Source organism: Winogradskya consettensis, assembly GCF_018332715.1.
Taxonomy (GTDB): Bacteria; Actinomycetota; Actinomycetes; order Mycobacteriales; family Micromonosporaceae; genus Actinoplanes; species Actinoplanes consettensis.
Genome location: NZ_BOQP01000008.1, coordinates 167829 through 193913, shown reverse-complemented (window position 1 = coordinate 193913; position 26085 = coordinate 167829). Strand labels below are relative to the sequence as shown.

The 26085-nt window shown below is 70.3% G+C and carries 22 protein-coding genes; 10 read left to right on the top strand and 12 right to left on the bottom strand.

The window, feature by feature from the left end:
- Positions 1-92: 92 nt before the first annotated feature.
- Complete coding sequence (locus Aco04nite_RS09440; RefSeq protein ID WP_212996816.1) at positions 93-1472, top strand: LPXTG cell wall anchor domain-containing protein; 1380 nt, start codon at positions 93-95, stop codon at positions 1470-1472.
- Here the strand turns inward: Aco04nite_RS09440 and Aco04nite_RS09435 are convergent, their stop codons facing one another.
- From Aco04nite_RS09435 to Aco04nite_RS09415, 5 genes are read right to left on the bottom strand one after another with little or no spacing between them, the layout of a single operon-like run.
- Entirely contained in the window at positions 1473-3038 is a 1566-nt protein-coding gene (locus Aco04nite_RS09435; RefSeq protein WP_212996815.1) for a phytoene desaturase family protein, read from the bottom strand.
- Between the two features lie 54 nt (positions 3039-3092).
- Complete coding sequence (locus tag Aco04nite_RS09430) at positions 3093-3926, bottom strand: carbohydrate ABC transporter permease (RefSeq protein WP_212996814.1); 834 nt, start codon at positions 3924-3926, stop codon at positions 3093-3095.
- The gene (locus Aco04nite_RS09425; protein ID WP_203840470.1) at positions 3923-4864 is read right to left on the bottom strand and encodes a carbohydrate ABC transporter permease; all 942 of its coding nucleotides are present in this window, start codon (positions 4862-4864) and stop codon (positions 3923-3925) included. Before Aco04nite_RS09425 ends, Aco04nite_RS09430 begins: the two co-directional genes overlap by 4 nt.
- Before the next feature lie 2 nt (positions 4865-4866).
- Positions 4867-6186, bottom strand: a complete 1320-nt coding sequence (locus tag Aco04nite_RS09420; protein WP_212996813.1) for an ABC transporter substrate-binding protein — start codon at positions 6184-6186, stop codon at positions 4867-4869.
- The gene (locus Aco04nite_RS09415) at positions 6183-8330 is read right to left on the bottom strand and encodes a glycoside hydrolase family 36 protein (RefSeq protein ID WP_212996812.1); all 2148 of its coding nucleotides are present in this window, start codon (positions 8328-8330) and stop codon (positions 6183-6185) included. The genes Aco04nite_RS09420 and Aco04nite_RS09415 overlap by 4 nt, the downstream gene beginning before the upstream one ends.
- A gap of 250 nt (positions 8331-8580) precedes the next feature.
- On the opposite strand from Aco04nite_RS09415, the gene Aco04nite_RS09410 reads away from it, so the two are divergent.
- Both Aco04nite_RS09410 and Aco04nite_RS09405 read left to right on the top strand, forming a co-directional pair.
- Complete coding sequence (locus tag Aco04nite_RS09410) at positions 8581-9132, top strand: TetR/AcrR family transcriptional regulator (RefSeq protein WP_212996811.1); 552 nt, start codon at positions 8581-8583, stop codon at positions 9130-9132.
- Positions 9129-10028 (top strand): aldo/keto reductase, encoded by a 900-nt coding sequence (locus Aco04nite_RS09405; protein WP_212996810.1) that lies wholly within the window; start codon positions 9129-9131, stop codon positions 10026-10028. Before Aco04nite_RS09410 ends, Aco04nite_RS09405 begins: the two co-directional genes overlap by 4 nt.
- 280 nt (positions 10029-10308) lie before the next feature.
- Here Aco04nite_RS09405 and Aco04nite_RS09400 read toward each other — a convergent pair whose 3' ends face one another.
- The 3 genes from Aco04nite_RS09400 to Aco04nite_RS09390 are packed head-to-tail and all read right to left on the bottom strand — an operon-like array spanning position 10309 to position 14390.
- On the bottom strand, positions 10309-11253 hold the full coding sequence (locus tag Aco04nite_RS09400; protein ID WP_212996809.1) for a phosphotransferase family protein: 945 nt from the start codon (positions 11251-11253) through the stop codon (positions 10309-10311).
- Positions 11254-11270: 17 nt separating this feature from the next.
- A complete protein-coding gene (locus Aco04nite_RS09395; protein ID WP_244875842.1) occupies positions 11271-12296 on the bottom strand; it encodes a LacI family DNA-binding transcriptional regulator in 1026 nt (341 codons plus the stop codon).
- A gap of 27 nt (positions 12297-12323) precedes the next feature.
- Complete coding sequence (locus Aco04nite_RS09390) at positions 12324-14390, bottom strand: beta-galactosidase (protein WP_212996808.1); 2067 nt, start codon at positions 14388-14390, stop codon at positions 12324-12326.
- 103 nt (positions 14391-14493) lie between these two features.
- On the opposite strand from Aco04nite_RS09390, the gene Aco04nite_RS09385 reads away from it, so the two are divergent.
- The gene (locus Aco04nite_RS09385; protein ID WP_212996807.1) at positions 14494-15492 is read left to right on the top strand and encodes a LacI family DNA-binding transcriptional regulator; all 999 of its coding nucleotides are present in this window, start codon (positions 14494-14496) and stop codon (positions 15490-15492) included.
- Here Aco04nite_RS09385 and Aco04nite_RS09380 read toward each other — a convergent pair.
- Both Aco04nite_RS09380 and Aco04nite_RS09375 read right to left on the bottom strand, forming a co-directional pair.
- The gene (locus Aco04nite_RS09380) at positions 15461-16678 is read right to left on the bottom strand and encodes a cysteine desulfurase-like protein (RefSeq protein WP_212996806.1); all 1218 of its coding nucleotides are present in this window, start codon (positions 16676-16678) and stop codon (positions 15461-15463) included. The genes Aco04nite_RS09385 and Aco04nite_RS09380 overlap by 32 nt on opposite strands.
- Before the next feature lie 10 nt (positions 16679-16688).
- Positions 16689-18542 carry a nucleoside-diphosphate sugar epimerase/dehydratase gene (locus Aco04nite_RS09375; protein WP_212996805.1) on the bottom strand — a complete coding sequence of 618 codons (1854 nt, stop codon included), beginning with the start codon at positions 18540-18542 and terminating at the stop codon, positions 16689-16691.
- 89 nt (positions 18543-18631) lie between these two features.
- Between Aco04nite_RS09375 and Aco04nite_RS09370 the strand changes: the two genes are divergently transcribed.
- A complete protein-coding gene (locus Aco04nite_RS09370) occupies positions 18632-20104 on the top strand; it encodes a tyrosine-protein kinase domain-containing protein (protein ID WP_212996804.1) in 1473 nt (490 codons plus the stop codon).
- Here Aco04nite_RS09370 and Aco04nite_RS09365 read toward each other — a convergent pair.
- A complete protein-coding gene (locus Aco04nite_RS09365) occupies positions 20037-20669 on the bottom strand; it encodes an arsenate reductase/protein-tyrosine-phosphatase family protein (protein WP_212996803.1) in 633 nt (210 codons plus the stop codon). The two genes, Aco04nite_RS09370 and Aco04nite_RS09365, sit on opposite strands and share 68 nt — an antisense overlap.
- Before the next feature lie 66 nt (positions 20670-20735).
- Here Aco04nite_RS09365 and Aco04nite_RS09360 point away from each other — a divergent pair, with 66 nt between their 5' ends.
- The 5 genes from Aco04nite_RS09360 to Aco04nite_RS09340 are packed head-to-tail and all read left to right on the top strand — an operon-like array spanning position 20736 to position 24935.
- Positions 20736-21866: a DegT/DnrJ/EryC1/StrS family aminotransferase gene (locus Aco04nite_RS09360; RefSeq protein WP_212996802.1), complete on the top strand. Its 1131-nt coding sequence runs from the start codon at positions 20736-20738 to the stop codon at positions 21864-21866.
- Positions 21863-22468 (top strand): sugar transferase, encoded by a 606-nt coding sequence (locus Aco04nite_RS09355; protein WP_212996801.1) that lies wholly within the window; start codon positions 21863-21865, stop codon positions 22466-22468. Before Aco04nite_RS09360 ends, Aco04nite_RS09355 begins: the two co-directional genes overlap by 4 nt.
- Entirely contained in the window at positions 22465-23277 is an 813-nt protein-coding gene (locus Aco04nite_RS09350; protein WP_212996800.1) for an FkbM family methyltransferase, read from the top strand. The genes Aco04nite_RS09355 and Aco04nite_RS09350 overlap by 4 nt, the downstream gene beginning before the upstream one ends.
- 13 nt (positions 23278-23290) lie before the next feature.
- Positions 23291-24265 carry an ATP-grasp domain-containing protein gene (locus Aco04nite_RS09345; RefSeq protein ID WP_212996799.1) on the top strand — a complete coding sequence of 325 codons (975 nt, stop codon included), beginning with the start codon at positions 23291-23293 and terminating at the stop codon, positions 24263-24265.
- Positions 24255-24935 carry an HAD family hydrolase gene (locus Aco04nite_RS09340; RefSeq protein ID WP_212996798.1) on the top strand — a complete coding sequence of 227 codons (681 nt, stop codon included), beginning with the start codon at positions 24255-24257 and terminating at the stop codon, positions 24933-24935. The genes Aco04nite_RS09345 and Aco04nite_RS09340 overlap by 11 nt, the downstream gene beginning before the upstream one ends.
- Here Aco04nite_RS09340 and Aco04nite_RS09335 read toward each other — a convergent pair.
- Entirely contained in the window at positions 24821-26065 is a 1245-nt protein-coding gene (locus Aco04nite_RS09335; RefSeq protein ID WP_212996797.1) for a hypothetical protein, read from the bottom strand. The two genes, Aco04nite_RS09340 and Aco04nite_RS09335, sit on opposite strands and share 115 nt — an antisense overlap.
- Positions 26066-26085: the final 20 nt, after the last annotated feature.

The window sequence follows — 26085 nt, the reverse complement described above, 5'->3', positions numbered from 1 at the left end:
GCCGCGATCACCAGGGCCGGCGCAGCGGGACTCCATGATGGACCCGGGTTCTGTAAGGTGTTGCGACCGTAACGATCCCGGGGGAACAGAAAATGAAGAACGGATTCATATATCGTGCCGCGGCGGGGCTGGCTGCGCTCGCGGCTGCCGTCGCCGCGGTGCCCGTCGTGGCGTATGCCGCGCCCGCCAAGGGCGCGCTGGAGGATGCAACCGAATACTCCGTCGAGAGCGGGAAGCCCGAAGGCTCCTCGATGCGGGCCGGATACGTGTCGCGGGCGGTGATCGGGGTGCGGAACAGGGGCACCACGGCGATTCCGGGGCTCGTCGTCGAGATCAACCTCAGGGATGAGAACCTGCGGTTCCCCCGGAAGTACGACAACTGCGTCTTCACCACGGACGGCTCGGCCTGGTGCGAGTTCGCCGACACGATCGCGGCGGGACAGGTGCTGGCGCTGAAGGGGCCGGTCTACGGGGCCGTCCCCGAGCCGGACCCGGCCCACCGGACCAAGTCGACGTTCTTCGACTGGTCCAGCAAGGAATGGGCGGACTCGAAGGGCGGACTCGAAGCCCTCGCCGGTGCCGACGCCGTCCGGGGCGACCAGGGCACCCTGGTCCTGGAGCCCGGCTCACCACGGATCGGCTCCTCCATCTCCGAAGGCATCATCCACAACGGCGTCGGGCCGGCCACAGGCCCCACGCCGACGGCTCTGCCGCCGATCCCGCCGTCCGGGCCGGACAGCGCGGAGCTCCTCGCGATGCACGAGAAGAAGTCCCAGAACGACAACCCCCGGTGGTCCTACAACGTCGGCCCGGGCCAGCCGCTACCGGGAACGCTGGGTGTCCGTAATCTCGGCAGCGAAACCGTGCACGGGCTCGTCCTCGACGTGCGGCTGTCGGACAACGGGCTGAAGTTCATCCGGCTCGGCGACAACTGCTGGTTCACGCTGGAGGAGAAGCCGGACTCCGCGTGGTGCTCGTTCGACACCGATCTGGCTCCCGGAGCCACGCTGCGGGTCGACGGCGCCATCGGCACCACAGTCGCACCGTACCTCGTCGGCGACTACGGCAAGGACCTGCGCTTCCACTGGGTGAGCAAGGAGTGGGCGGACGACAAAGGCGGCATCGCGAAGCTGGCGGGCATAGACGCCATCGAGAACACCACCGCCACGAAAGGCACCGCGGCGGCCTTCACGCTCACGAGCGGGGCGGCGGACCTCGTCGGCACCGTGAGCAGATCGACCGGTTTTGTGATGCTCTTCTGGCCTCCGACCCCGGATCCGCCGAGCAGCTCCCCGACGACGTCACCGGCCCCGGCACCGGGCGGTGGTGGCGATGACGGGGAGGCCGGTGGGAGTCTGCCGATCACCGGCTCCCGCACCGTGGTCGTCGCGGGAGCCGGGGTGCTGCTGGTGATCGCCGGACTCGCCGGTTTCGTCCTGGCACGACGCCGCCGGACCCGGTTCAGCGCGTAGTCACCGATCAGCGAGGAGTTGCTGGGCGACGATGTAGCCCGAGGCTCCGCTGATGCCGTGGCCGGGCCACGTGGCCGCGCCCACCATGAACAGCCCGTCGATGGGGCTGCGGTGGGAGGCGTGGCCCGGCAGCGGGCGCAGGAGGTAGCTCTGGGCGAGGTCGTTGGCGCCGCCGTACGGATCGCCCGGGCCGCAGTTGGGGTTGAAGCCCGCCAGGTCGTCGGGCGTGACCGTGGCGTGGGCGAGCACGGTGCCGCGTACGCCGGGGATGTGCTTGTCGATGGTGTCGAGGGTGCGTTCGACGACGCGTTCGGTGAGGTCCTTGCTCCAGGTGCCGTCGCCGACGTCGATGGTGCCCAGGGCGTCGCCGGTGGGCCGGATCGGCATCTCCAGGAGCTGGGCGCGCAGGATGGCCCGGCCCTGGGGTGCGCGGCTCGGGTCGAGGGCGGTCGGGCAGTCGACGGTGAACGTCGGGTCGGCGGGGAGCAGGCCGGCGGTGGCCTGGGCGACGGCGACGGTGGTCGCGTCGAGGCCGTTCGTGAGGTGCGGCTGGCCGATCGTGGCGAAGCGGCTGTCGGGCCACGCTGGCGGCGTACTGAGTGCGAACTGGATCTGGACGCACCCGCGGCCGTAACGGTAGCCGGTGGCCTGGGTGCGCAGCGACGCCGGGACGTCGGCGGGGTCGAGCAGGTGCAGGTAGAGCTGGTCCGGGCCGGTTCCCGCGACGACTGCCTGCCGGGCGGTGTAGCGCTCCCCCGCCGCGGTCTCGACGGCCGTGGCCCGCCCGCCGGTGACGTGGATCCGGGTGACCTCGGCGCCGGTCTCGATCCGGCCGCCGCCGTCGGTGACGATCCGGGCGAGCGCGTCGGTGAGGGCCTGGCTGCCGCCGACCGGGATGGGCATGCCGGCCATCATCATCGCCTGGGTCATGAGGATGACCCAGAGGCCGCTGTCGGCGGCGTCGGGGGTGCGGCCCATGTGCATCACCCAGTGCGCGAGCATGGCGCGCAGTTCCGGGGACCGGAAACGACCGACGACGGTACGCGCGGAGTCGAACAGCAGACCCGTCAACGGCGTCATCCCGCCGAACAACCGGCGCACGGTGTCGGCGGCGCCCGGGGCGGTCAGGTCCTGCTGGAAGAGCCCGAACAGGTCCCCGGCGTACGGAGCGAACGACGTCAGCATGTCCGCGAACACCGTACCGTCACCGGGTGCGAGCCGGTCGGCCTCGTTCACCATCGCGTCCATGTCGCGGTGCACGACGGCGGTCCGCCCGTCGGGGAACGACACCCCGCTCGGCAGGTCGGTGTTCACATAGGTCAGGCCCCGCGCCTCGAGCTGCGGCCCGAGATCCGCGTAGACCGGGCCGGCGAGCAGCAACGGGTGCGCACTGGAGTAGACGTCGTGGTGGAAGCCCGGCACCGTCAGCTCCTCGGTGCGGACCAGGCCACCGGGCCGGTCGTTGCGTTCCAGCACGAGCACCGAGCGACCGGCCCGGGTCAGATACGCGGCGGTGACAAGGGCGTTGTGACCGCTGCCCACGATGACGACGTCGAAGGTTTCCACCTGTCCATTGTGCCGAGGTGCACCGACCGGACCTGCGGGTTTCCACAACGGGAGCTACTTGACGGCGCCGCCGGTGATGCCGGAGATGATGCGGCGCTGGGCGAACGTGAAGATGACGACCAGCGGCAGGCTCATCAGGACCACGTAGGCGAAGACGAGGTTCCAGTTGTTCTGGTAGAGGTTGCTGCTGGCCACCGAGTACAGGTTGAGGGGCAGCGTGGTGACGCTTCCGCCGCCGAGGACGAAGAACGAGTAGAAGACGTCGTTCCAGATGTAGAGGCAGATCAGGATCGTGGCGGTGGCGATCACGGGACGCAGCAGCGGCAGGATCACGCGTACGAAGATCATCAGAGGTTTGGCGCCGTCGATGCGGGCCGCTTCCTCGAGCTCCAGGGGGATCGTGCGGATGAAGCCGGTGATGAAGAAGATGACCAGCGACATGTACATGCCCATGTAGACGCACATCATGCCGAACGGGGTGCTGGCCAGGCCGAGCTGACGCAGCAGCAGGACGATGGTCACCACCGCGGGCGGCAGGATGATGCCGCTGATCGCGGCCGAGTACAGAATTGACACCGTACGCCCGGAGCGGCGCGCCAGCACCCATGAGGCGAGCGATCCGAAGACGAGCACGCCCACGACCGCCGGCACCATCACCAGCAGGCTCCCGAACAGCGCCCACGGCACGTCGCCCTGCGTGAACGCCTTGGAGTAGTTGTCGGCGAGGTGCCACGACGACGGCAGCGACAGGTCGGGGATGTTCGCCTCGCCCTGCGACTTCGCCGAGGTGACCAGCGCCAGGTAGAGCGGGATGCCGATCACGACGACCAGCAGGATCACCACCACGGCCGGCTGGAGTACGCGCTTCCACAACGCGGAGCCGTTCACAGCACACGCTCCCTCTTGCGCAGGTAGCCGATGACCGGGAAGGCCAGCACGGTGACCACCAGGAACAACACCAGGCTCATCGTGGTGGCCTGGGCGAACAGGCCGTTGCCGTAGACCTTGAAGATGTAGATGTCGAGGACCTCGGTCTTCTGCGCCGGTCCACCACCGGTGGTGGACAGGATCGTGTCGAAGCCGTTGAACGAGCCGAGCAGCGCCGTCGCCACGTTGAACGTGATCGCGGGGGCCAGCAGCGGGAAGCGGATGTCGCGGAACGTCTTCCACACCCCGGCGCCGTCGATGCGGGCCGCCTCCAGGACGTCCTCGGAGATGGTCTTGAGGCCGGCCAGGTAGATGACCATCGCCAGCCCCATCCACTTCCAGGAGTTGACGAACGCGACCACGACGATGGTCCAGGTCGTGCTGCCGAGCCACGGGATCGTCACCGGATGCCCGCTGATCCCGCCGAGCAGGCCGTTGAGGGCGCCGTCCGGCTTGAGCAGGGCCTGGAAGATGTAGCCGACGGCGAGCGCGGACATCAGCACGGGCAGGAAGACGATGACCCGGGCGAACCGGTTGAGCCGGGTGTCGCGTTCGAGCAGCAGGGCCAGGCCGAGACCGAAGCCGTTCTGCATGATGGCGACGAGGACGGCGTACACGACGGTGATCCCGAGCGAGGACACCAGCGCGCCGTTGCTCAGGACGGCGCGGAAGTTGGCGAGGCCCACGCCCGCGATGTCGTTGTGGAACGCCGACCAGTTCGTGAACGCGTAGATGAAGTTGAACAGGGTCGGGACGAAGAAGAAGACGAGCAGGATGGCGAAGGCGGGGGCCAGGAACCACGTGGGGTAGAGCCCCGCGGCCCGCGAGTGGCGCACCTTGCGCTCCGGCTCGCGCCGCGCCGGTGCGGACACCGGCGCGGCGGAGGTGGTGGCTGTCATTGTCAGAACCCTTCGACCCCGAGGGCCTGGGCCAGCTGGGCGAACTGCGCCTGGGTGGTGGAGGCGACCTGCTGCGGGGTCATCGTGCCGTTGACCATGTTCGCCAGGTTGACATAGAAGTCGGGGTTGACAGCGGCGTTCTGCTGCATCGACCCGGCGGCGCCGTCCAGGGCGGCCGAGGCGGCCTTGGCGACGTCGGGCACGGTGGCGGGGCTCTCCACGGACGGCTCGATCGAGACGGCGTTGGCCTGCTTGATGTAGTCGGCGTAGCCGGTCTGCAGCCAGAACTCGAGGAACTGGCGGGCCGCGGCCTCGCGCTTCGCGTCGCCGGTCTTCATCGCGACCAGCGCGTTGTCGCCGCCGGGCACCACGGTGGCGGTGGTGCCGTCCTTGGAGATCGGGAACCAGCCGATCTTGCTGTTGATCGTGGCCGTGTCGGCGGTCGACTGCAGCAGCGACGTGAAGGAGGTCAGCTGCAGCACCATGGCGGCCTTGCCGCTGAGCAGCGCCGGGCCGGACTCGGTGTACTTCGAGGTCTTGTTGTCGGCGTTGAACAGGCCGTCGTCGTTCATCTTCTTGAACGTGGTGATCGCGTCGAGGATCGTCGGGTCGGTGAACTTCTCCTTGTTGCTGTTCACCTTGTCCCACAGGCCGGCCTTGGACTGCTCGGCGAGCAGCACCTGCGGCCACCACTGGGTCGGCCACTGGTCACCGGCGGCGCCGAAGAAGGGTGCCGTACCCGTCGCCTTGATCTTGCCGGCATCGGTGAGCAGCTCCTGGAAGTTCTTCGGGTCGGCCGTGATGCCGGCCTTGGCGAAGGCCTCCTTGTTGTAGAAGATGCCGAGCGTGGAGGGCACGTTGACGAACGCGGCGTAGTGCTTGCCGTCGACCAGGCCGAGCTGCTGCACCGCCGGTGTCTGCTGCGCCAGCCAGGGGGCGCCGTCGAGCACCTGAAGGCCGGTCGCGGGCTTGAGCAGGGCCAGCTCACTCCCGGTCGGCTGCCACGTGGCCAGGTCGGGCTTGGCGCCGGTGGCGAGCTTGGTCGGCGCGTTGGTCTCGTACACATCCGGGATGATGACCTTGTTGATCTTCGCCCCGGTCTTCTCCTCGAAGGCCTTGATCACGGAGTCGGCCATGGTCGCGGTCTGCGTGGCGGTCCAGTAGGTCAGGGTCACGCCGGACAGGCTCGCCGTCGGGTCGGGCCAGGTGACGGCGGCGTCCGAGCCGCTGGGGGTCTCCGGGTTGCCCGCCGAGCAGCCGGCCAGCAGCGCGGCGACGCCCGCGGCCGCGATCGCGGCCCGGTAAAGACGTGATGCACTCATAGCTGGTTCTCCAAGTCCGAGATCGGGTCGAGGCGGAACAGACGGGCGGCCGGTCCGGCCCCCGGGGAAAACGTCAGACGTCCGGCCTGGGCGTCCCACTGCGGGTCCCAGTCGGTCAAACTCTCGGGATATTCGGTACGCACAACGAGCGCGCCGCCTTTTTCGTGGGTGAGGTCGAGGGTCTTCACCGTGGGGGCATCGCCGCGCCACCACACGGCCAGGTAGGTGCACTCCGGGGTACGCAGACCCAGCACCACCAGGTCGTCCTCCCATTCGGGCAGCCCGACCGGCCAGAACGGCACCGAGCGGGCGACGTCGCCGCGGATCCGCTGGTGCACCCGCACCGCGTCGCGGATCAGGGACACCTCGCGCTCGCCCATCTGGTTCAGGTAGCCGGAGAGGTAGAGCCGCCCGGCCAGCCCGTTCACCATCGTGAACGCGATCTCCTCGTCGGACTGGCCCGCCTCGGGATAGGCCCAGTTACCGGCCTGCTCGGGCAGCATCGTCGCGGGCGCCGCCGCCGCGATCGCCGCGTACAGCCGGAAGTCCTGCTGATCCGAGGTCGACTGCAGCTGCAACCGCGACAGCAGCGCGTAGTCGGCCCGCATGGCACCGGACGCGCAGTTCTCGAAGATCACGTCGGGGTGCCGGTCGAGCACGCCGTCGAGCCACTCGAGGTGCGCCCGGTTGTGGTCGAGCAGGCCCTCGCCGGGCTGCAGCGCGTCGCGGTCGGTGCCGGGCCCGGGGGTCACGTTGTAGTCGAGCTTGAAGTAGCGCGCGCCGTAGTCGTTGACCAGCCGGTCCACCACCTCGTCGAGGTGCGCGCGGGCCGCCGGGTGCCGCAGGTCGAGCAGATAGCGGGAATGCTCGACGACCCGTTCGCCGTGGCGGCTGAGAAACGCCTCCGCGGGCAGCTTGTCCGCGATCGGGCTGCGGACGCCGACCACCTCGGGCTCGAGCCACAGGCCGGGCTGCATGCCCGCGGCCCGGATGTGGTCGAGGACCTTGCGCAGACCGCCGTCGGGGAACCGGCCGGTCGACGGCTCCCACTCGCCGACGCTGTCCCACCAGTGCCCGCCGTCGTCGTACCAGCCGGCGTCGATGCAGAAGTACTCCGCGCCGATCGCCGCGGCGGCGTCGATCAGGGGCAGCAGGCGTTCCGTGGTCGGATCGCCCATCAGCGTGTTCATGTAGTCGTTGAAGATCAGCGGCAGGCCCGCATCGGCGGCGTGCGGCCGCCTGCTCGCCCGGCGCTGGTGGGTCAGGGCCGCGATCGCGCCCTGGTAGCCCTCGTCGGAGACCGCCACCGAGACGGGGACGCTGACGAAACGCTCGCCGGGGGCCAGGCGGGTGGCCCACTGGTGGTCGCCGTCGGTGGGGCCGGTGACGATCAGCGCGTATGCGTCCGGCGCGTCCCGGCGGCCGTCGACCTCCCAGCGCCACGCGCCGTTGTGCTCTATCTGCCAGGCCCAGGCTCTGCCCGTACGCGTATCGGCCAGCACCCCCACCGGCACGAACTCCCCCGACGACCAGGTGCTCTTGACCGCCGTGACGTGCGAGCCCCGCCCGTCGTGGCCGTGCAGCACGCTGTTGATGTCGGCGAGCCCGTCGGCGCCGCGCAGCGGGATCGTGACCCAGCGGCCCTCGGCGCACCAGTCGGCCCGGGCCCGCATCAGCACCATGTCGGCCGGATCATCGCCGGTCTCGGCGGGGCTCTCGGCAGGGCTCTCGGCAGGGCTCTCGGCGGCGAACGAGGAGACCATCTGCAGGATCCGCGGTGCGGTGCCGGTGTTCTCGACCTCGGTCCAGGTGCGGAACGCCGCGATCGCCGCCTCGGCCTGGAACACCGAGGTCACCTCGATGCCGGTCTGCGGGTCGCGCTGGCGGATCCGCAGCTCACCGTCGGTCCGGTCGGAACCGGTGTAGCGCAACCGGTTGCCGACGGCGGTGTTGCTGAACCGCAGGTTGGAGAGCGAGTGGCCCTCCCCCAGGGTCAGCACCTCCACGAGTGGCTGGAGCCGGTGCTGCGGATCGGGGCCGGCCGCCGCGGTGCCCAGCGCCGCGATCCGGGCCGGGGCGTCCGCGGGGGTCTCCACGACCAGGCTCAGTGCGCCGGGAGACCAGTGAATGAACGTGCTCGTCATGACAACCCTTCGACCGAGAGGCAGGTCAGCGTGCCTACAGGCCCATGAAAACGTTTATCAGACTTTGTTACAAGAGTTTTTCCGGAAGTCGCCCGATAACGTTTTCATCACGCCACCCCGTGACCTGCGTCGCCTCTCTTGTGACCCCCACCTCCTCAGGGCCGCCACTGGCGGTCACAAACGTAACGTTCGTTCTTGTTGTAGAGTCACAACGAGAATGGCTATTACGTTTGTTGGCTCGAGGAGGGTCATGCCCAGGCTCACCGAGGCCCGGCGCGACATGCGGCGCGACCAGATCGCCGACGCCGCCATGCGGTGCTTCGCCCGCAACGGCCTCGACCGCACCTCGATCGCGGACATCGTGGCCGAGTCAGGGCTCTCCGCCGGCTCCATCTACGCCCACTACCGCAACAAGGCCGACCTGGTCACCGCGGTGACCGGCCAGGTGCTCGACCGCAAGAGCACCGTCCTGCAGGAGTGGGCCGCGCAGGATCCCCCGCCGCACCCCGACGAGCTGCCGGCCCGCCTGGTCGCCCTGATGAGCCCCGAGAAGGCCCGCGTGGCGGTGCAGACCTGGGCCGCGGCGACCGTCGACCCGGGTGTGCGGGCCGTCCTGGCCGCAATGTTCGACGGCCTGTGTGCCCTGCTCCAGGACTACGCCACCACCTGGCTGATCAAGACCCAGGACACCACCCGGACGGCCGCCCAGGAACGCGCCGTCCATATGGTCGGCCCCCTGGTGGCCCAGTTCCAATCCGAGATCCTCAGCAGAGCCCTCGACCTGAGAGTGAGTCCACAATGAACGCCTCCCCCGGCGGCACCGCACCCCTCGCGGGCCACCCCGCTGCCCGAGTCGGATTCGGCGCGATGCAGCTGCCCCGCCTCGCCGACAAGGACCGGTCGATCGCCGTGCTGCGTTACGCGATCGACCTCGGCGTCAACCACGTCGACACCGCCGAGTTCTACGGCTTCGGCTACGCCAACGACGTGATCCGCCGAACCCTGCGCGACGGCGACAACGTGATCGTCGTCAGCAAGGTCGGCGCCGACCCCGACCCGGACGGCCCGGTCCCGCTGAAACTCGCCCAGCGCCCCGAGCAACTGCGGGCCAGCGTCGAGGCCAACCTCCGCAGCCTCGGCACCGACACGATCCCGCTGGTCAACCTGCGCCGCACCGACGGCGGCCCCGGCGTCAGGGCCACCGGTGACCAGCTCGTCGACCTCGACGACCAGCTCGCGGTGATGACCGCCCTGCGCGACGAGGGCAAAATCGGCGCCATCGGCCTCAGCGGCGTCACCCTCGACGTCCTGCAGCGCGCCCTCCCTGCCGCGATCGCCTGCGTCCAGAACGCCTACAGCCTCGTGGCCCGCGACGACGAGAAGCTGCTCGAGCTCTGCACCGCCGAGAACATCGCCTGGGTCCCGTTCTTCCCCCTCGGCGGCGCCTTCCCCGGCATGCCCAAGGTCACCGACGAACCGGTCGTGCTGCAGACCGCAGCCCGCCTCGGCGTCACACCGGCCCAGATCGGCCTCGCCTGGCTGCTGCACCACGCCCCGAACGTCCACCTGATCCCGGGCACCGCCGACCTCGACCACCTCGACGCGAACATCGCCGCCGGCGCAATCACGTTCGACGCGGAAACCCTGGCGGCCCTCGACGCCGTCCCGTCGCGCTCCTCGCAGATCTCGCTCGGCTAGTGTCCTGAGTCTTTGATCAGTTCGCAGTAGGCGGCGAGGGTGGCAGGAGCTGGCCACGGGCACGAAGTTGCGCCGAAACCGGCTGTGCCGCAACCTGCTGCGGCGTCAGGTGTCAAGCGTGGGCCAATCACGTCTGGCTGGAAAACGTACGTTCTTCACGTCAGACGCGATTGGCCGGTTTTGAGGAGCCCCACCGCAGAAAGTTCTCGTATCCGGGCGTCCAGCGCAACTTTCAGCCTCTTGGCATGGACTGCGGCAAGGGTGATCCACCCGGACTGAGCTAGCCGAGGCGCCGTAGTGCTGTTTCGACGGCGACCTCGACCCGGGAGGTCATGCCGGGCACGTCGACGGGGCGGCGCCCGGCGACCTGGGCGCGGATCCACTTCGGTGCGCTGTCGTCGTAGTGCAGCAGGGCGTACAGGTCCCACCAGGGATCGAGGGTCACGCCGGCGATCGACTCGTAGAGTGAGCGGAGTTGCTCCGACCACTCGGATGAGTAGAGCGCCGCCAGGTATCGACGGCAGTGCCCGACGTCGATCGCGCGTGGCCCCCGGTGGATGGAGTTCCAGTCGGTCAGTCCGGTGATCCTCCCGCGTGACCAGAGCAGGTTGACGGGCAGGAGATCGCAGTGCAGAAAGACCGCGGTGTCTTTCGGCGGGGGCGCCGCCATGGCAGCGAATGCCGCCTGCCACACGGCCGGTTTCTGGGCGCCGGCCGGCACTTGGAACCCGTCCCGGGGAGCGATCCAGGAATGCGTCCAGGGTCTGAACGTCGTCGCGGGGAGATCGAGGGAGTGCAGTAACACGGCGATCTCCGCGATCCTCGTCAACCATGATCGAGGTTCCGCGGGGTTGAGGTGAACCTGCCCCGGCAACCGGGTCATCAGTAACGATGGCGCGCCCCCTGTCGAGGCACCGGCGGCATCGGCAGCCAGGATGCCCGGAACCGGGAGCCCGCTTCCCGCCACGACACCGAGGTTGGCGATCTCCTTCTCCAGGCTCCCCCGCAGGCCCAGGCCGCCGGGGTACTGCCGTAGTACGACGGACGTTCGTGTGCCACCTCGTTCGACGGTCAGCCGAGTCACCGCGGAGCTGACGCCACCGGTCATCCGGCGGGAGCCGACGATGCGGCTGCCCCGGCCCAGCGACGCCGCGACCCAGGCCAGAGTCTCCGCGGAGGGCCGGCGCTGCCGGAAGCCGCCGTCCCTCCAGTCGCCGTCGGTCATGAGCGCGAGGCTGTCCGTCAGGAGGCCGCTGCGGGGCGGGGCGGGGCGGTGCTGTCCCGGACGACGAGGTGCAGGTTGGCGCTCGGGGCCTCGAACTGGTCGCCGGTGAGACGGCCCAGGAGGAAGCCGACCGCGCTGCGGCCCAGCTCCGCGAAGTCCTGCGCCATCGTGGTCAGGGCCGGGGTCCAGAGCTGGGCGAGGGGATGGTCGTCGAAGCCGGCGACGCTGATGTCGTCGGGCACGCGCAACCCGGCGTCCTGCAGGCCTTTGATCACGCCGAACGCCACCTCGTCGTTGCCGCACAGGACGGCGGTGACGTCGTCGCGCTTGGCCAGTCTCAGGGCGGCGTCGTAGCCGGAGCGGGCGGTCCAGTCGGTTTCCAGGGGGCGGGGCACCGGGGCGCCCGCTGCCTTCAGGGCCTCCCGCCAGCCGAGCATGCGGCCGCTGGGGCGGCCCGAGCCGGGGACGGCGACGTGATGGACCGTGCGGTGGCCGAGGCCGAGGAGGTAGTTCGTGGCGTCCCAGCCGCCCTGGTGGTCGTCGAAGAGCGCGCGCGGGATGCGGCCGTTGCCCGCCGTCGAGGACACCGCGGCCACGGCGACGGTGTCGGGCAGGGCGGCCAGCGCGCGGCTGCCCTGGATGTCGAACTCGAGCACGATGACCCCTGCGAGGGGCTGCCCCAGTGCCAGGCCGACAGCGGCCCGGACCGCATCCTCGTCGGCGGCACCGACCACGGTGATCGCGACGACGAGGCCGGCGGACCGGGCCGCCTCCTCGATGCCCTGGATCGTGCTCGCGTACCCGTAGCGGGTGGTGTCGCCGGTGAGGACGCCGATTATCGAGCGCTGCCCGGTGACGAGGGCCCGGGCGGCCGCGTTGGGGTGGTAGCCGAGCTCCTCGATGGCGCGCATCACCTGGACGCGCTTGTCGTCGCTGACCCGGGTAACTCCGCTGAGCACCCGGGAGACCGTGGGGACCGAGACACCTGCCGCGCGCGCGACATCGGCGAGCACGGGCGGGCGTTTGAGGGGGCGGGCGGTCACGCCGGTCACCTTACCCAGGTGGACCGGTCAGGTGGCGGTGACCAGCACCTTGACATCCCAGGAGCCGAGTTCGAGGGTGCCGCCCGACTCGACCCGGTCTCCGGTGTGCAGGTTCTCGCCGGTCAGGGGCACTATCACCGACGCCGGCTCCCAGGACCAGTTCTGCACGACCCAGAGCCGCTCGCCGCGCGCGTTGACCGCGGAGTGCACCCGGACGCCGGGCGGGGTCTGCCACTGCGGAGCCCCGGCGGCCCAGCCGAGCAGGGCCGCGCCGAGCTGGGGGCTGGGGATCAGGCCGGCGGTGATGACCCGGCCGGCGCCGTGGTCGCGGGTCGTCACGGCGGCGTACCCGCCGTGGAAGGGGTGATCGTAGGAGGCCAGCACCGTACCCGTGGTCGCCTGGTAGTTCTCGATCCACTGCAGAGCGGCGGCGCCGGGCGGAAGGTCCAGCGGTGAACCCGGGGTGGCGCGGACCGGGAGCGGGGAATCGAGGTTGGAGTACTCGTCGTAGAACGCGCCGGCCGCGTCGCTGAGGCCGCCGCCCGGTGCCACCTCGGTGCGGGCCCGGGCCTCGGTGTCGGCGTACCCCGTCCTGGGTCCGATGATCAGGTGGCCGCCCGCCGCGGCATAGGCGAGCAGCCATTCCAGGACCGCGTCATCGGCCACGTAGTAGCCGGCCGCGACGAACACCGGCAGCTCGGCGGCCACGGAAGCCGGGTTGTGGCTGGTAAGCGCACTGGCGTGGTAAACGCGGCTCTGCAGCCCGGCGTCGAAGGCACCACGGGTGAACGCCTCGACCGCGGGCGAGTAGGAGTCCTCGACCGGCGTGCCGTCGCCGCCGGGCAGGAAACCCGAAGCACCCATGCTCCACTTGCTCGCGTGGTCGTAGAGGATACCGACCTGCGCGTCCGGGCGTAGGCCTGTGATCCGGTCGCCCAGCGCTTTCAGCTCGGCACCGATCTCCGCGATCTCCCGATAGGTACGCCCCGGGCGCTGACTGTGCGGCAGCACGCCACCCCAGTACGTCTCGGGCCCGAAGTGCAGGGTGTGCCAGTGCCAGTACTCGATCATCCGCGCGCCACGGGAGATGAGCGCCCACACGCTCTGGCGGCGCTGCCCCGGCCACGCGGGCTGGTTCATCTCCGGGCCGCCGATCGACTGGGCGCCGGTCTCGGTCACCAGGAACGGGGCGTGCTTGGTGCCGTACATCCAATCGGCGCTCTGATAGAGCGCCCAGGTCCCCTGCGTCCACCAGGTCTGGGGCTTGACCTCGGTGTCGGGCAGCGCGAGCGCGTCCTGCGCCTTGAAGTACGGGTTGCCCGCGGTGACCGGGAACAGCTGTCCCACGGCGTCGTCGCGCATCGTCGGGCGGGTGTAGGAGATGCAGGTCGTGACGAACCGCTCCCCCGCGTACTCGTTGACGATGTCGGTCTGCCACGCCATGTACTCGGTGGTCAGGTCCGCCTGGAACAGCCGCCAGGCCAGCTCGTACTGCGGCAGCGAGTTGGCGTCGGGGCGCCACAGGTCGCTCCAGTCGCTGAGCTTGTGCGACCAGTACGTCAGGCCCCACTCGCGGTTCAGTTCGTCGACGCTGCCGTAGCGGTGCCGCAGCCGGTCGCGGAAGCGCTCGAAGACGCCGTGGTTGAACAGCACGACGTTGCCGGGCTCGTTGTCGACCTGGAACCCGATGATCGCCGGGTGCGTGGCATGCCGTTCGAGGATGCGCCGCACGACCCGCTCGGCGTGGAAGCGGAAGGCCGCGTGGGTGATGTCGGCCTCCTGGCGGGCACCCCAGCCGAACGGACGACCGGTCGCGACGTCACCGTTGATCTCCGGGTAGCGGCGCTGCAGCCAGGGCGGGACCGCGTACGTCGGGGTGCCGAGGATGACGCCGATGCCGTGCTCCCGCGCGGCGTCGAGAACGGGGGTGATCCATTCGAGGTCGTAGACGTCGTCCTCGGGCTCCCACGTGGACCAGACCGATTCGCCGACCCGGATGACCGTGAACCCGGCCGCCCGCATCAGCGCGAAGTCCTCGTCCAGGCGCGGCGACGGCTGGTACTCGTGGTAGTAAGCGGCACCGAACAGCACCATGACGACCCTTCGGGAAACAGTTTCTGAGAGCCTAAGCGCTGATCAGAGCATGATCAAGTGCTGAGATTTACGAAATTGTTTCCAAGTCGCTAGGGTCGGGTCCGTGAGCAGAGAACAGCGGGCGACCCTCGACGAGGTGGCCGCGCGGGCGGGCGTCTCGAAGGCCACGGCGAGCAAGGTGCTCAACCGCAGACCGGGCATCTCCGCCGCCACCCGCCGGCGGGTCGACCAGGCGCTGCACGACCTGGGCTACGCACCGACCACGGCCCGCGACCCCCGCACCACCCGCGTGGTCACGGCGGTCTTCGACACCCTGACCAGCCTGTACTCGCTGCGCGTGCTCGAAGGCGCGGTCGACGCCGCCCGCGAGCACGGCGCCGACCTGGTCACGACGACGCTCGTCACCGGCAGCACGGCAATCCCGGTCGACGCCGTCGCCGCCAAGGGCCACATCGGCCTGCTGGTCATCACCACCCGCATCGGCCCGGAGGTGGTCAGGGCCTGCGCCGGGCACGGCATCGCGCTGATCGCCGTCGACCCGCCCGACGCTCTCGACGACTCGGTGGTCAGCATCGGCTCCCACCATTGGGCAGGCGGCCTCCAGGCGACCAGCCACCTGCTGCGGCTGGGCCATCGCCGGATCGCGTTCGTCGGCGGCTCCCCGCACAACCAGGGCCTGCGCGAACGTTTCGGCGGCTACCGCGAGGCCCTGGACGCCGCGGGGGTGCCGCCCGACCCGGACCTGATCTCCCAGGACGGCATCGGCAGCGGGGAGGCAGCCGTCCGCCGGATGCTGGCGCTGCCCCGCCGGCCGACCGCGGTCTTCGCCACGACCGACGGTGACGCGTTCGCCGCGATCCGCGCCGCCCGCGCCCACGGCCTGCGGGTCCCCACGGATCTCAGCGTCGCCGGCTATGACGACACCTACGCGATCGCGGCCACCGACAGCCGGCTCACCACGGTGAGCACCCCCATGCACGAGATCGGCCGGACGGCGTTGCGCACCCTGCTGGCGATGGCGGACGGCGAGCCCCCGATCTCCCGCCACCTGCGCCTCGCCACCACCCTGATCACCCGAGAGACGACGGCCCCGCCGCCCTGAGCGCCTCGAGCAGCCGGTCGATCTCGTCCTCGGTGTTGTAGTGGTAGATGCTGGCCCGGACGGCGCCACCGCTGTCGCGCAGCTGCGCGGCCTCGAAATACTCGACGGCGTAGTAGTCGCCGTTGGACACGCAGATGTTCTGCTCGCCCAGGATCCGGGCGGTCTCCGCGGGTGCCTGCCCGGCGAGCCGGAACGACACCGTCGGGCAGCGGTCGGCCGGGGCCGCGAGGACGGTCACCCCGTCGATCTTCTCCAGACCGGTCAGAAGCCTTTCGAGCAGACCGTTCTCGTACGCCGTGACAGCCGTCAGACTCTCGACCAGCCGCTCGCGCCGCGTCCCACCCGTGGCACCGGTCAGCCCGGCCAGGTGATCCACCGCCGCGGTGATCCCGGCGAGCAGTTCGAAGCTCAGCGTCCCGAACTCGAAGCGCTCCGGCACCGACTTCGGCGACGGCACCAGCTTGACCGGCTCGAGCGGCTCCCAGATCGCCGGATCCGCGACCACGGCGGCGTAGTGCGGCCCGGACCACTTGTAGGCGCTCGTCACGTAGAAGTCGGCGCCCAGCTCCTTCACGTCGGTCACCCGGTGCGCGGTGGAGTGCACCCCGTCGACGAACGTCAGCACCCCGGCCGCGTGCGCGATCGCGGCGATCTCCCGGACCGCGGGCATGGTCCCGGTGGCGTTGCTGGCAGCGGTCACGGCGACGAGCCGGGTCCGCGGCCCGATCAGCTCCCGGAACTGCGCGACGGGCAGCTCACCGCCGCGCACGTCGACGTCGGCCCAGCGCACGGTCGCGCCCACGGACTCGGCGGCCTGGATCCACGGCCGCACGTTCGCGTCGTGGTCGAGCCGGGTCACGACGATCTCGTCCCCCGGCCCCCATCCCTGCGCCAGCGTCCGCGCGACGAGATAGGTCAGCGCCGTGGCACTCGCCCCGAACACCACCCCGGCAGGATCCCCGCCGACCAGGTCGGCGACGGCCGCCCGCGCCGAGGCCACGATGTCCCCGGAACGCCGCGCCGGCTTGTAGTTGGTCCCCCGGTTGGAGACGGCGGCCTGCATCACCCCGGTCACGGCGACGACGACCGGGGACGCGACCTGCGTGCCGCCGGCCCCGTCGAAGTGCACAAATCCCTCATCGAGGGCGGGGTACGCGGACCTGATCCGAGCCACATCGAACGACATGGCTCCGACCCTAGGTCGCGGAGGGCGTACGCGTGATGGTGGGGTCCATCCGCCGCAGGCCCGCGGTGTTCCCGTGGCGCGGCAGCCGCAGGGTCTGGTCGCAGAGCCGGGCGAGCTCGGCCGTGACCAGGTCGGGGGCGGCGTGGCTGTCGAGGAAGCGCACCTCGGCGGGGTCGAGCGGCGGCACCTGGACGTGCGAGATGAGCGGGTGCAGCGGCCGGCGGTCGATTTCGCCCGTGCCGAAGAGCTCCTCGTGCAGCTTCTCGCCGGGGCGCAGGCTGGAGAACTCGATGTCGATCGGGACCGGGGCGAGCTGGGCCATCTGCCGGGCCACCTCGGCGATCCGGACGGGACTGCCCATCTGCAGCACCAGGGCCTCCCCGCCCCGGCCGATCGCGGCGGCCTGGATGACCAGGTGGACCGCCTCCTGGATGGTCATGAAGTAGCGGGTGACGTCCGGGTGGGTGACGACCATCGGGCCGCCCGCCGCGATCTGCGCGTTGAACGCGGTCAGCACCGAGCCGCGGCTGCCCAGCACGTTGCCGAAGCGCACGCTCAGGAACGAGCCGGGCCCGGCCGCCGCCGTGTGCGCGGTGAGCCGCTCGGTGATGCGCTTGCTGTAGCCGAGCACGCTGATCGGGTTGGCGGCCTTGTCGGTGGAGATGTTGACGAACCGCTCGACCCCGGCGGAGGCCTCCAGCACGGTCAGCGTGCCCCAGATGTTGGTCTTCACCGCCTCGCCCGGGTAGCGCTCGAGCAGCGGCAGGTGCTTGAGCGCCGCGGCGTGGAAGACCACCTGTGGGCGGCGGGCCTTGAAGATCGACCGGATGGTGGCGGCGTCGCGCAGGTCCGCGAGGATCACCGACGGGTCGTCCAGCGAGGCCCGTTTGTCCAGCGACAGCTGCACCGCGTGCAGGGCGGACTCGTCGCGGTCGAGCATCATCAGCTCGGCGGGGGCGTACCGGCTGAGCTGGCGGCACAGCTCCGAGCCGATCGAGCCGCCGGCGCCGGTGACCAGGACCCGTTTGCCGGTCAGGTAGCCCGCGATGGCGTCCAGGTCGGTGTCGATCTGGCGGCGGCCGAGCAGGTCGGTGATCTGCACGTCGCGGACGTCGGTGACGCTGACCCGGTCGTCGATCAGCTCGCTGAGCGCGGGCACGACCTTGAACGCGGCCCCGGCGGCCACGGTGATCCCCCGGACCTCGCGGACCAGGGCGGCGTCGGCGTTCGCGACGGAGAAGACGACCGTGCCGGCCCCGGTCGCGGCGAGTGCGGCGGGGATCGCCTCCCGGCCACCCAGCACGGGTACGCCGTGCACCCGCAGATGCCGCTGCACCGGGTCGTCATCGATGACCCCGACCGGCAGGTAGCGCCCGCGCCGGTCGCTCAGCATGGACCGGGTCAGGACGTGCCCGGCGGCTCCCGCGCCGAACAGCAGCACGGGGGTGGCGGTGCTCGGGTCCGGCCGGGAGCTGTATTCGCGCTGGAGCCGGCGCAGGTACCGCACGGCGAGCATGAGCACGAGCGCGATCATCCCGCCGACCACCGGGGCGCTGGCCGGGATCGGGCGCGACGGCAGGCCCAGGTCGGCGATGAGGACGAGGAACGCGGTCAGCAGGACGGTCAGCGAGACCGCGCGTACCTCCTCGAAGCTCGCGAAACGGTAGCGGCCACGGTAGAGGAACTGCAGGTGGCCGATCACCGCGTGCAGGACGACGGTGCCGAGAACGGCCAGCGTCGTCGTGACGAGCTGGCGGGTGCTCAGCGCGAACTCGTACCGGGTGAGTACCGCGGCGGTCAGGCCCGCGCCCCACGCGGCACCATCGATGACCAGGGCGGCGATGGCCCTTCCCCGTGCGCGCATGGAACTCAGACTAGGAACTTCAACGCCCCCGGAAGGACGAAATACGCATTCTCGCCTTTGTGCCCCTTATGGACTATATCTTGGGCGATATGGAGTTGCGTGACTACATCCGCGTCGCCCGGAAGCGCTGGTGGATGGTGGTCACCGCCGTCGCGGTGGCGCTCGCCCTCGGCACCCTGCTCACGGTCCAGGCCGTCCCCCGGTATGCGACGTCGGTGACGTTCTTCGTGACCACGCCCAGCGCCGGGGTGTCGGACGCGTACCAGGGTGGGCTCTTCTCCCAGGAGCGGGTGAAGTCCTACTCGACACTGCTCAGCGGCGACCGCATCGCCCAGCTGGTCGCCGGCTCGCCCGGCATCGACCTGGACGCCACCGAGGTCCGGGCCCGGATCACCGCGCAGGCGGTCCCGGAGACGGTGCTGTTGCAGGCCACGGTCACCGACAGCAGCAAGGACCGCTCCCGGCTGATCGCCGCCGCGACGGCCGAGCGGTTCAAGACGCTCGTCGAGTCGCTGGAGACCCCGCCCGGCAAGAAGGTCTCGTCGGTGAAGGTCGAGGTCGTCGCCGGGCCCGAGACCGCGGACACCCCGGTGAGCCCGCGCCCGCTGCGCAACCTGGCCCTCGCCGCGGTGCTCGGCCTCATCGTCGGCGCCGCCGCCGCGGTGCTGCGCGAGGTTCTGGACACCACGATCAAGACCGCCGAGGCGTTGCAGGAGCTGGCCTCCGCGCCGGTCCTGGCCGGGGTGCCGTTCGACAACGACGCCAAGGGCGGCCCGATGACGCTGACGGGCGGCGGCCACTCCGCACGCGCCGAAGCCCTGCGGCAGCTGCGCACCAACCTGCAGTACGTCGACGTCGACCGCCCGGTGAAGACCCTCGTGGTGACCAGCGCGGTCCCCGGCGAGGGCAAGTCCTCGACGGCGTGCGGCGTCGCGATGCTCTTCGCCGAGGCCGGGCACCGGGTCCTGATCGTCGACGCCGACCTGCGCCGTCCCCGCATCGCCGACTACCTCGGCCTCGAGGGCGCCGCCGGGCTCACCACGGTGCTGGCCGGCAAGGCCTCCGTCGACGACGTCCTGCAGCGCTACGGCAACCACCTGTGGGTGCTGCCCAGCGGTTTCCTGCCGCCGAACCCCAGCGAGCTGCTCGGCTCCCAGCACATGGCGACCCTGATGGACGAGCTGCGCGAGGTCTTCGACACCATCATCATCGACTGCCCGCCGCTGCTCCCGGTGACCGACGCGGCCGTGGTCGCTGCCCGCGCCGACGGCGCCCTGCTGCTCGCCCGTTCCCGCCGCACGACCAGCGCCCAGGTCACCGGCGCGGTCAAGGCCCTCAAATCGGTTGACGCCCGGTTGCTCGGTTGCGTCCTGAACATGGTCGCCGCCAAGGGCCCCGACGCGTACTACTACTACGACGAGTACTCGGCCAAGGGCCACAGCGCGGGCCGCCGCGCGAGCGGGCGCCGCGAGGCGATCGGCGTCGTGCCCGACGTCATGGCCGCCCGGGACGTGCCGGCAGCCGATGCCGTGTCAGCGCCGCCGGTGGGATCGGTGCGATGAGGCCGTTCAGCGCACCGAAAACCGCCAGCAGCTGGGCGGCGCAGCGCCGGAACGCCTCGACCGGCTGGTCCACCGGGTCCGCCAGGTCGTCGTCCGCCGGGAGACCGACCGGCACCGACGCGCGGACGACCGGGAGCAGGTCGAGCAGCCGACGCAGCCGGCGCGGCGCGGTTTCGATGCCCGGCAACGCGTCCGGGGGCGTGGCCTGCAAGTACCGGCCGAACTGCGGGATCGTGAAGGTGCGGCGCACCGCCACCGCGTCCAGGGCGACGCAGGCCGAGCGCTGCTGCCGGGTCGCGGTCAGGATCAGATCAGCGGTACGCACCTGCAGCTCGCCGAGCCGCCGGGTGCGAAAGCCCGCTGTGTCGACGGCGTACTCGCCCAGCACCTGCTCCGCGTACGGATGCATGGGCTGGTTGCTCCACGCGTGCGTGCCGGCGCTGCTCACCTCGACCACCCCCGCAGCCGGGCCGAGGCTCTGGCGTGCGAGCCCCTCGGCCAACGGCGACCGGCACAGATTGGCGTGGCAGACCACGAGAATCGAAAACCGCTCATCGGTCGTCATCGAGGTTCCTCCTCCCGGGTCGGGTCACCCTAACCCGCCACATCAGCGCGTGAGAGGAGTATCGCGATGAGTCACCAAGTCTTGCTGTCCAGCCCCGACATCGGCCCCCTGGAACAGGAATACGTCCTCGCCGCCCTGCGCTCCGGCTGGGTCGCCCCCATCGGCCCCGACCTCGACGCCTTCGAACGCGAGCTGGCGGAACGCACCGGCGTGGCCCACGCGGTCGCCCTCAGCTCCGGCACGGCCGCCCTGCACCTGGCCCTGCTCGGCGTCGGCGTCGGCCCCGGCGACGTGGTGGTCGTCCCCACCCTCACGTTCGCGGCCACGGCCAACGCGGTCGTCTACACCGGAGCCACCCCCTACTTCGTCGACTGCGACCCGGCCACCGGCAACCTCGACCCGGACCTGCTCGGCGCCGCCCTCGCCGGTCTGCGCCGCGACAGCACCCCGGTGGGCGCGGTGCTGACGGTGGACCTGTTCGGGCTCTGCGCTGATTACGACCGGGTGCTGCCGATGTGCGAGCGGTACGGCGTACCCGTGATCGAGGACGCCGCGGAAGCCCTCGGAGCCGACCATCGCGGCAGACCGGCAGGCTCCTTCGGCCAGGCCGCGGCCCTGTCCTTCAACGGCAACAAAATCATGACGACATCGGGCGGCGGCATGCTCCTCACCGCCCATGCCGCGCTCGCCGACCGGGCCCGCTACCTGGCCACCCAGGCCCGCCTGCCGGTCCCGCACTACGAGCACACCGACATCGGCTACAACTACCGCCTGAGCAACGTGCTCGCCGCCCTGGGCCGCGCCCAGCTCTGCCGCCTCGACGAGATGATCGCCCGGCGGCGTGACCTGCGACGGCGCTACGGCAAGCTCTTCGCCGGGCTCGAGGGCGTACGCATCCTCGGTGACTCTGACGGCACGAACGCCTGGCTCACCCCGGTCGTGGCCGACCCGGAGGAAGCCGGCTGGTCCACGACCGAGCTGGCAGCCCACCTGACGGCGGCCCGCATCGAGACCCGCCCGATCTGGAAACCGATGCACCTGCAACCCGTCTTCGCGGGCCGGCCGGGCCTGCTCAGCGGCGCCGCCGAACGCCTCTTCGACACCGGCCTCATCCTGCCGAGCGGCTCGTCGCTGGGCGAGGAACAGATCGCCCACGTCACCGCCGCGATCACCGAATTCCTGGACGACCACGCATGACGTACGACTCCCGCAAACGCCTCCTCGACGTGTCGGCCGCCGTGCTCGGCCTCCTGCTCACATTGCCACTGATGCTGATCCTGGCGCTCACAGTCGCCCTCACCCTCGGCCGCCCCGTCCTGTTCCGCCAGCACCGCGCCGGCCGCCACGGCACCACGTTCACTCTGCTCAAGTTCCGCACGATGGTCGACGAGGACCCCGCCCGCGGCCTGGCGACCGACGCGGAACGGCTCACCGGCTGGGGCCGCTTCCTGCGCTCGACCAGCCTCGACGAGCTGCCGTCGCTGGTCAACGTGCTCCGCGGCGAGATGAGCCTGGTCGGCCCCCGCCCGCTCCCGGTGCGCTACCTGGACCGCTACACCCCCGACCAGGCCCGCCGGCACGAGGTCCTGCCCGGCATCACCGGCCTCGCCCAGGTCCGCGGTCGTAACCTGCTCACCTGGGAAGAGAAGTTCCACTACGACGTGGCGTACGTCGGCGCCCGCTCACTCTCGCTGGACCTGCGGCTGCTGGCCGCCACCGCCCTCGCCGTGATCCGCCGCGACGGCATCAGCGCCCACGACGAAGCCACCGCCCCCGAGTTCAAGGGATCCCCGGTATGACAGACCTGCTCGGCGGCACGACCAGGCAACTCCGCAGGGCGGCGCTCTTTCTGCTGTCCCGGGCAAATCCCGGCGACGTCACCATCAGGCACCACTACACCGCAGACCGGATCCGGCTGCATTCGTTCCGGCACAAGGGCTACTGGTTCCACGGCCGGCGGCGGGAGCGTGACTCCATGGAATGCTTCGGCAGGCTCATCGGACCCGGAGACTGCGTCGTGGAGGCCGGCGGGCACATCGGCTACATCTCGCTGTACTTCTCCCAGCTGGTTGGTGCCGGCGGCTCGGTCCACGTCTTCGAACCCGGATCGAACAACCTCCCCTATGTCGATGCGAACGTCGGGCACAAATCCAATGTGACGGTCACCCACCAGGCACTCGGTAGTGCCGCCGGCGCCCTCACGATGCACGTCGAGGATCTCACCGGACAGAACAACTCGCTGGTGGCGAACTTCGCGGGACTCGCGGGTAACGAACGCAACGCCATCAGGGCCAACATCACGCAGGAGCTGGTCGAGGTCACGACGATCGACGCGTACGTAGGCCGTACAGCCGTCCGTCCGACCTTCATCAAGATCGATGTCGAGGGCTTCGAATGGGAGGTACTGCAGGGCGCCGCTCAGGTGCTGGACCGCGACCGCCCGGTACTGATGGTGGAGGTGCAAAGTCATCGGGCCGAGATCGCGGCGATGCTGCACGGGCTCGGCTATCAGCTGTACGAGGCCGACGGGCACCTCCTGACCGAGATCCCCGACAACACGGTCAATGTCTTCGCGCTCCCCGAGGGACGCGCCTTCCCCACGCACTGAACACCATCCGGGAGTGACTGTGCCATTCACAATTCTGCTGTCCTCCGCCGGCCGCCGGGTCAGCCTGCTGCGGTCGCTGCGGCACGCGGCCACCGCCGCCGGCCTCGACGCCCGGGTCATCACGTGCGACCTCAACTGGACCGCGCCGGCGATGCACCTGGCCGATGCCGGGTTCATAGTGCCGCGCTGCACCGACCCGGGCTTCGCCGCCGAGGTCACGGCGTTGTGCGACAGCGAACATGTCGACCTGGTCGTGCCGACGATCGACACCGAGCTCCCCGTCTGGGCCACCCTCAAACCCGACCTCGCCACCATGGGTACGACCGTCGCGGTCTCCAGCCCCGAGGCCATCGCCGTCGCGGGCGACAAGCGGCTCACGAACCGGCACTGCGCCGAGTCGGCGATCCCGTGCCCACGCCAGGCACCCCTCGCCGACGTGCAGCGCGACGCCAGCGGCTGGCGGCTGCCCCTGATCGTCAAGCCGGCCGGCGGGTCGTCGAGCGTGGGCCTGCACCGGGTCACCACCTGGGCCGCCCTGGACGCGATCCCCGCCGATCCCGCCCTGGTCGTGGAGGAGACCGCCCCCGGCATCGAACACACGGTGGACGTCTTCGTCGACCGCGACGGCTACGCCCACGGCCCGGTCGTCCGCCGCCGGCTCGAGGTACGCGCCGGCGAGGTCAGCAAGGCCCAGGTCGTCCGGGACGACCTGCTCGCGTCGCTGGCGGTGCGCACGGTCGAGGCCCTGCCCGGCGCGTACGGCCCGATGAACGTGCAGATCTTCTCCGACGGCCCTCGCGCCGCCGTCATCGAGATCAACGCCCGCTTCGGCGGCGGCTGCCCGCTCAGCTTCCAGGCCGGCGGCAGGCACGCCGAATGGCTGATCCGCGAGGTCGCCCGCAAGGAGGCCCCGCCCGCCGCACCCGTCATCGAGTACGGGCTGATGATGCTGCGCTGGGACGACGAGGTGTTCGTCCGTGCGGACTGAGGTCGTCGTCTTCGACATCGACGACACGCTGTACCTGGAACGCGACTACGTGGCCAGCGGATTCGCGGCGGTCGAGGCGGAACTCGGCATCCCGGGATTCGCCTCGGTCGCCTGGGACGGCTTCCTGCGGGGGCGCCGGGGCCGGATCTTCGACGACGCGCTCGCCGAGCTCGGGGTGCGGGCGGACATCGGGCGCATGGTGTGGACCTACCGGAACCACCAGCCACACATAGCGATCTTGCCTGACGCGCTGAAGGCCCTGAATGACCTCGACGCTCTCGGGATCACAACGGCATTCCTGACCGATGGGCCGGTCGTGAGCCAGGCCGCCAAGGTCAGAGCGCTCGGGCTCTCGGCCTTCGCGAGCTCCATCGTGCTCACCGACGCGCTCGGCCCTGGTTGCGGAAAGCCCAGCCCGCAGGGATTTCTTCGGATCGCCAAGGAGACCGGGGCCTCGTCGCTTGCGTATGTGGCCGACAACCCGGCCAAGGACTTCGCCGGCCCCGGCAGGCTGGGGTGGACGACGGTGCGGGTCCGGCGGGAGGGGGGCCTGCACTACGCCCTCACCGGCGACGACGACATCGACGTGACCACCCCCCGGCTCTCAAATCTGACAGCGCTTCTGGCTGGTATCCCGGCGACCACGACGGCGACAATCACGAACTTGTAGAACTCCCAGCCGCCAGCAGAATTGATCATCGAGGCAATGATGAAGGCCAGAAACAACCCCAGCGAAGCCCGGGTACGCAACCTGATGATCGTCCTCACCAGCATCCCCATCAGTACGATGACGCCGAGGATGCCAAAGCTGGCCATCACATATACGGGAAGCGCGTTGGGCAGCAGACCGGTGGAGCCCAGGATATAACCCTCCGATCCCGGCCCGATACCTGTCCACAGCCAGCCGCGCAGTGCCATCTCATCGATCACGGCCTGGGTGCTGGTGAACCGGTCATTACGCCCGGTAACCCCGCCGGAGGTGACTGCGTGCACACCCGAGGCGAGCCGGACGACAAATTGATCGACGAGGCTGCTGGACAGCGGCCGGTAGATGTCGATCCCCTTGAGCCAGTTGACCGCGATCGTCCCTGCTACAAGCAGGCCTGCCAGCATCGCGTACCGCGTGGTCGAACGCCGCCGGATAAGGACGTACCAGGCTGCCAAGGAACCAACCGTCGACAACAGCACGGTGGGCGACTTGGTCAGGACCGCAGCAAGCAGGAAGAACCCTACCCAGAGTCGCCTGCGCCGGGCCAGAGCGAGCAGCAGGAGCGCCGAGACGAACGGCGCCCACGCGGACGGCTCGCTGAGCAACCCCTGGAGCCTCGGGGTTCCGTACTGCCGGTGTACCAGCCACCCAGAACCGGCGAGCTCGTTCATGACGTACGCCGCGACGGCTGTCACGATCGCCCCGATGGCTGCCTTCCAGAACACGTCGATGAAGACGTCCTCGCGGTAGAACAGGAGCGCATAAGCGACCGCCGTGCAGCAGGACACCACGGCCGCCAGCGCCAGATGGGGCGCGGGTTCCGCGAAGGCCCAGCCGCGCAGGTGGGGCCACGCCAGCGTGTAAGCCACGAACAGGCCGAAAAGGACGACCACCGTAGCCGCGATGGTGGCCAGTGCCCGCAACCGGACCGGGCCCTTGACGATCACGCCGAGGACCAGCAGCAGAAGCAGACCGAGACCCAGTTCGCTGACCGGCAGGACGACGTTGGCCCCGCCCGGCAGCCGCACGTAACCGGTCAGCGCGGGAACGATGAAGACCCAGGTGGCGAGTCTGCTGGTCCGCGCGCTCACTTCACCAGGTGGTAGACCCA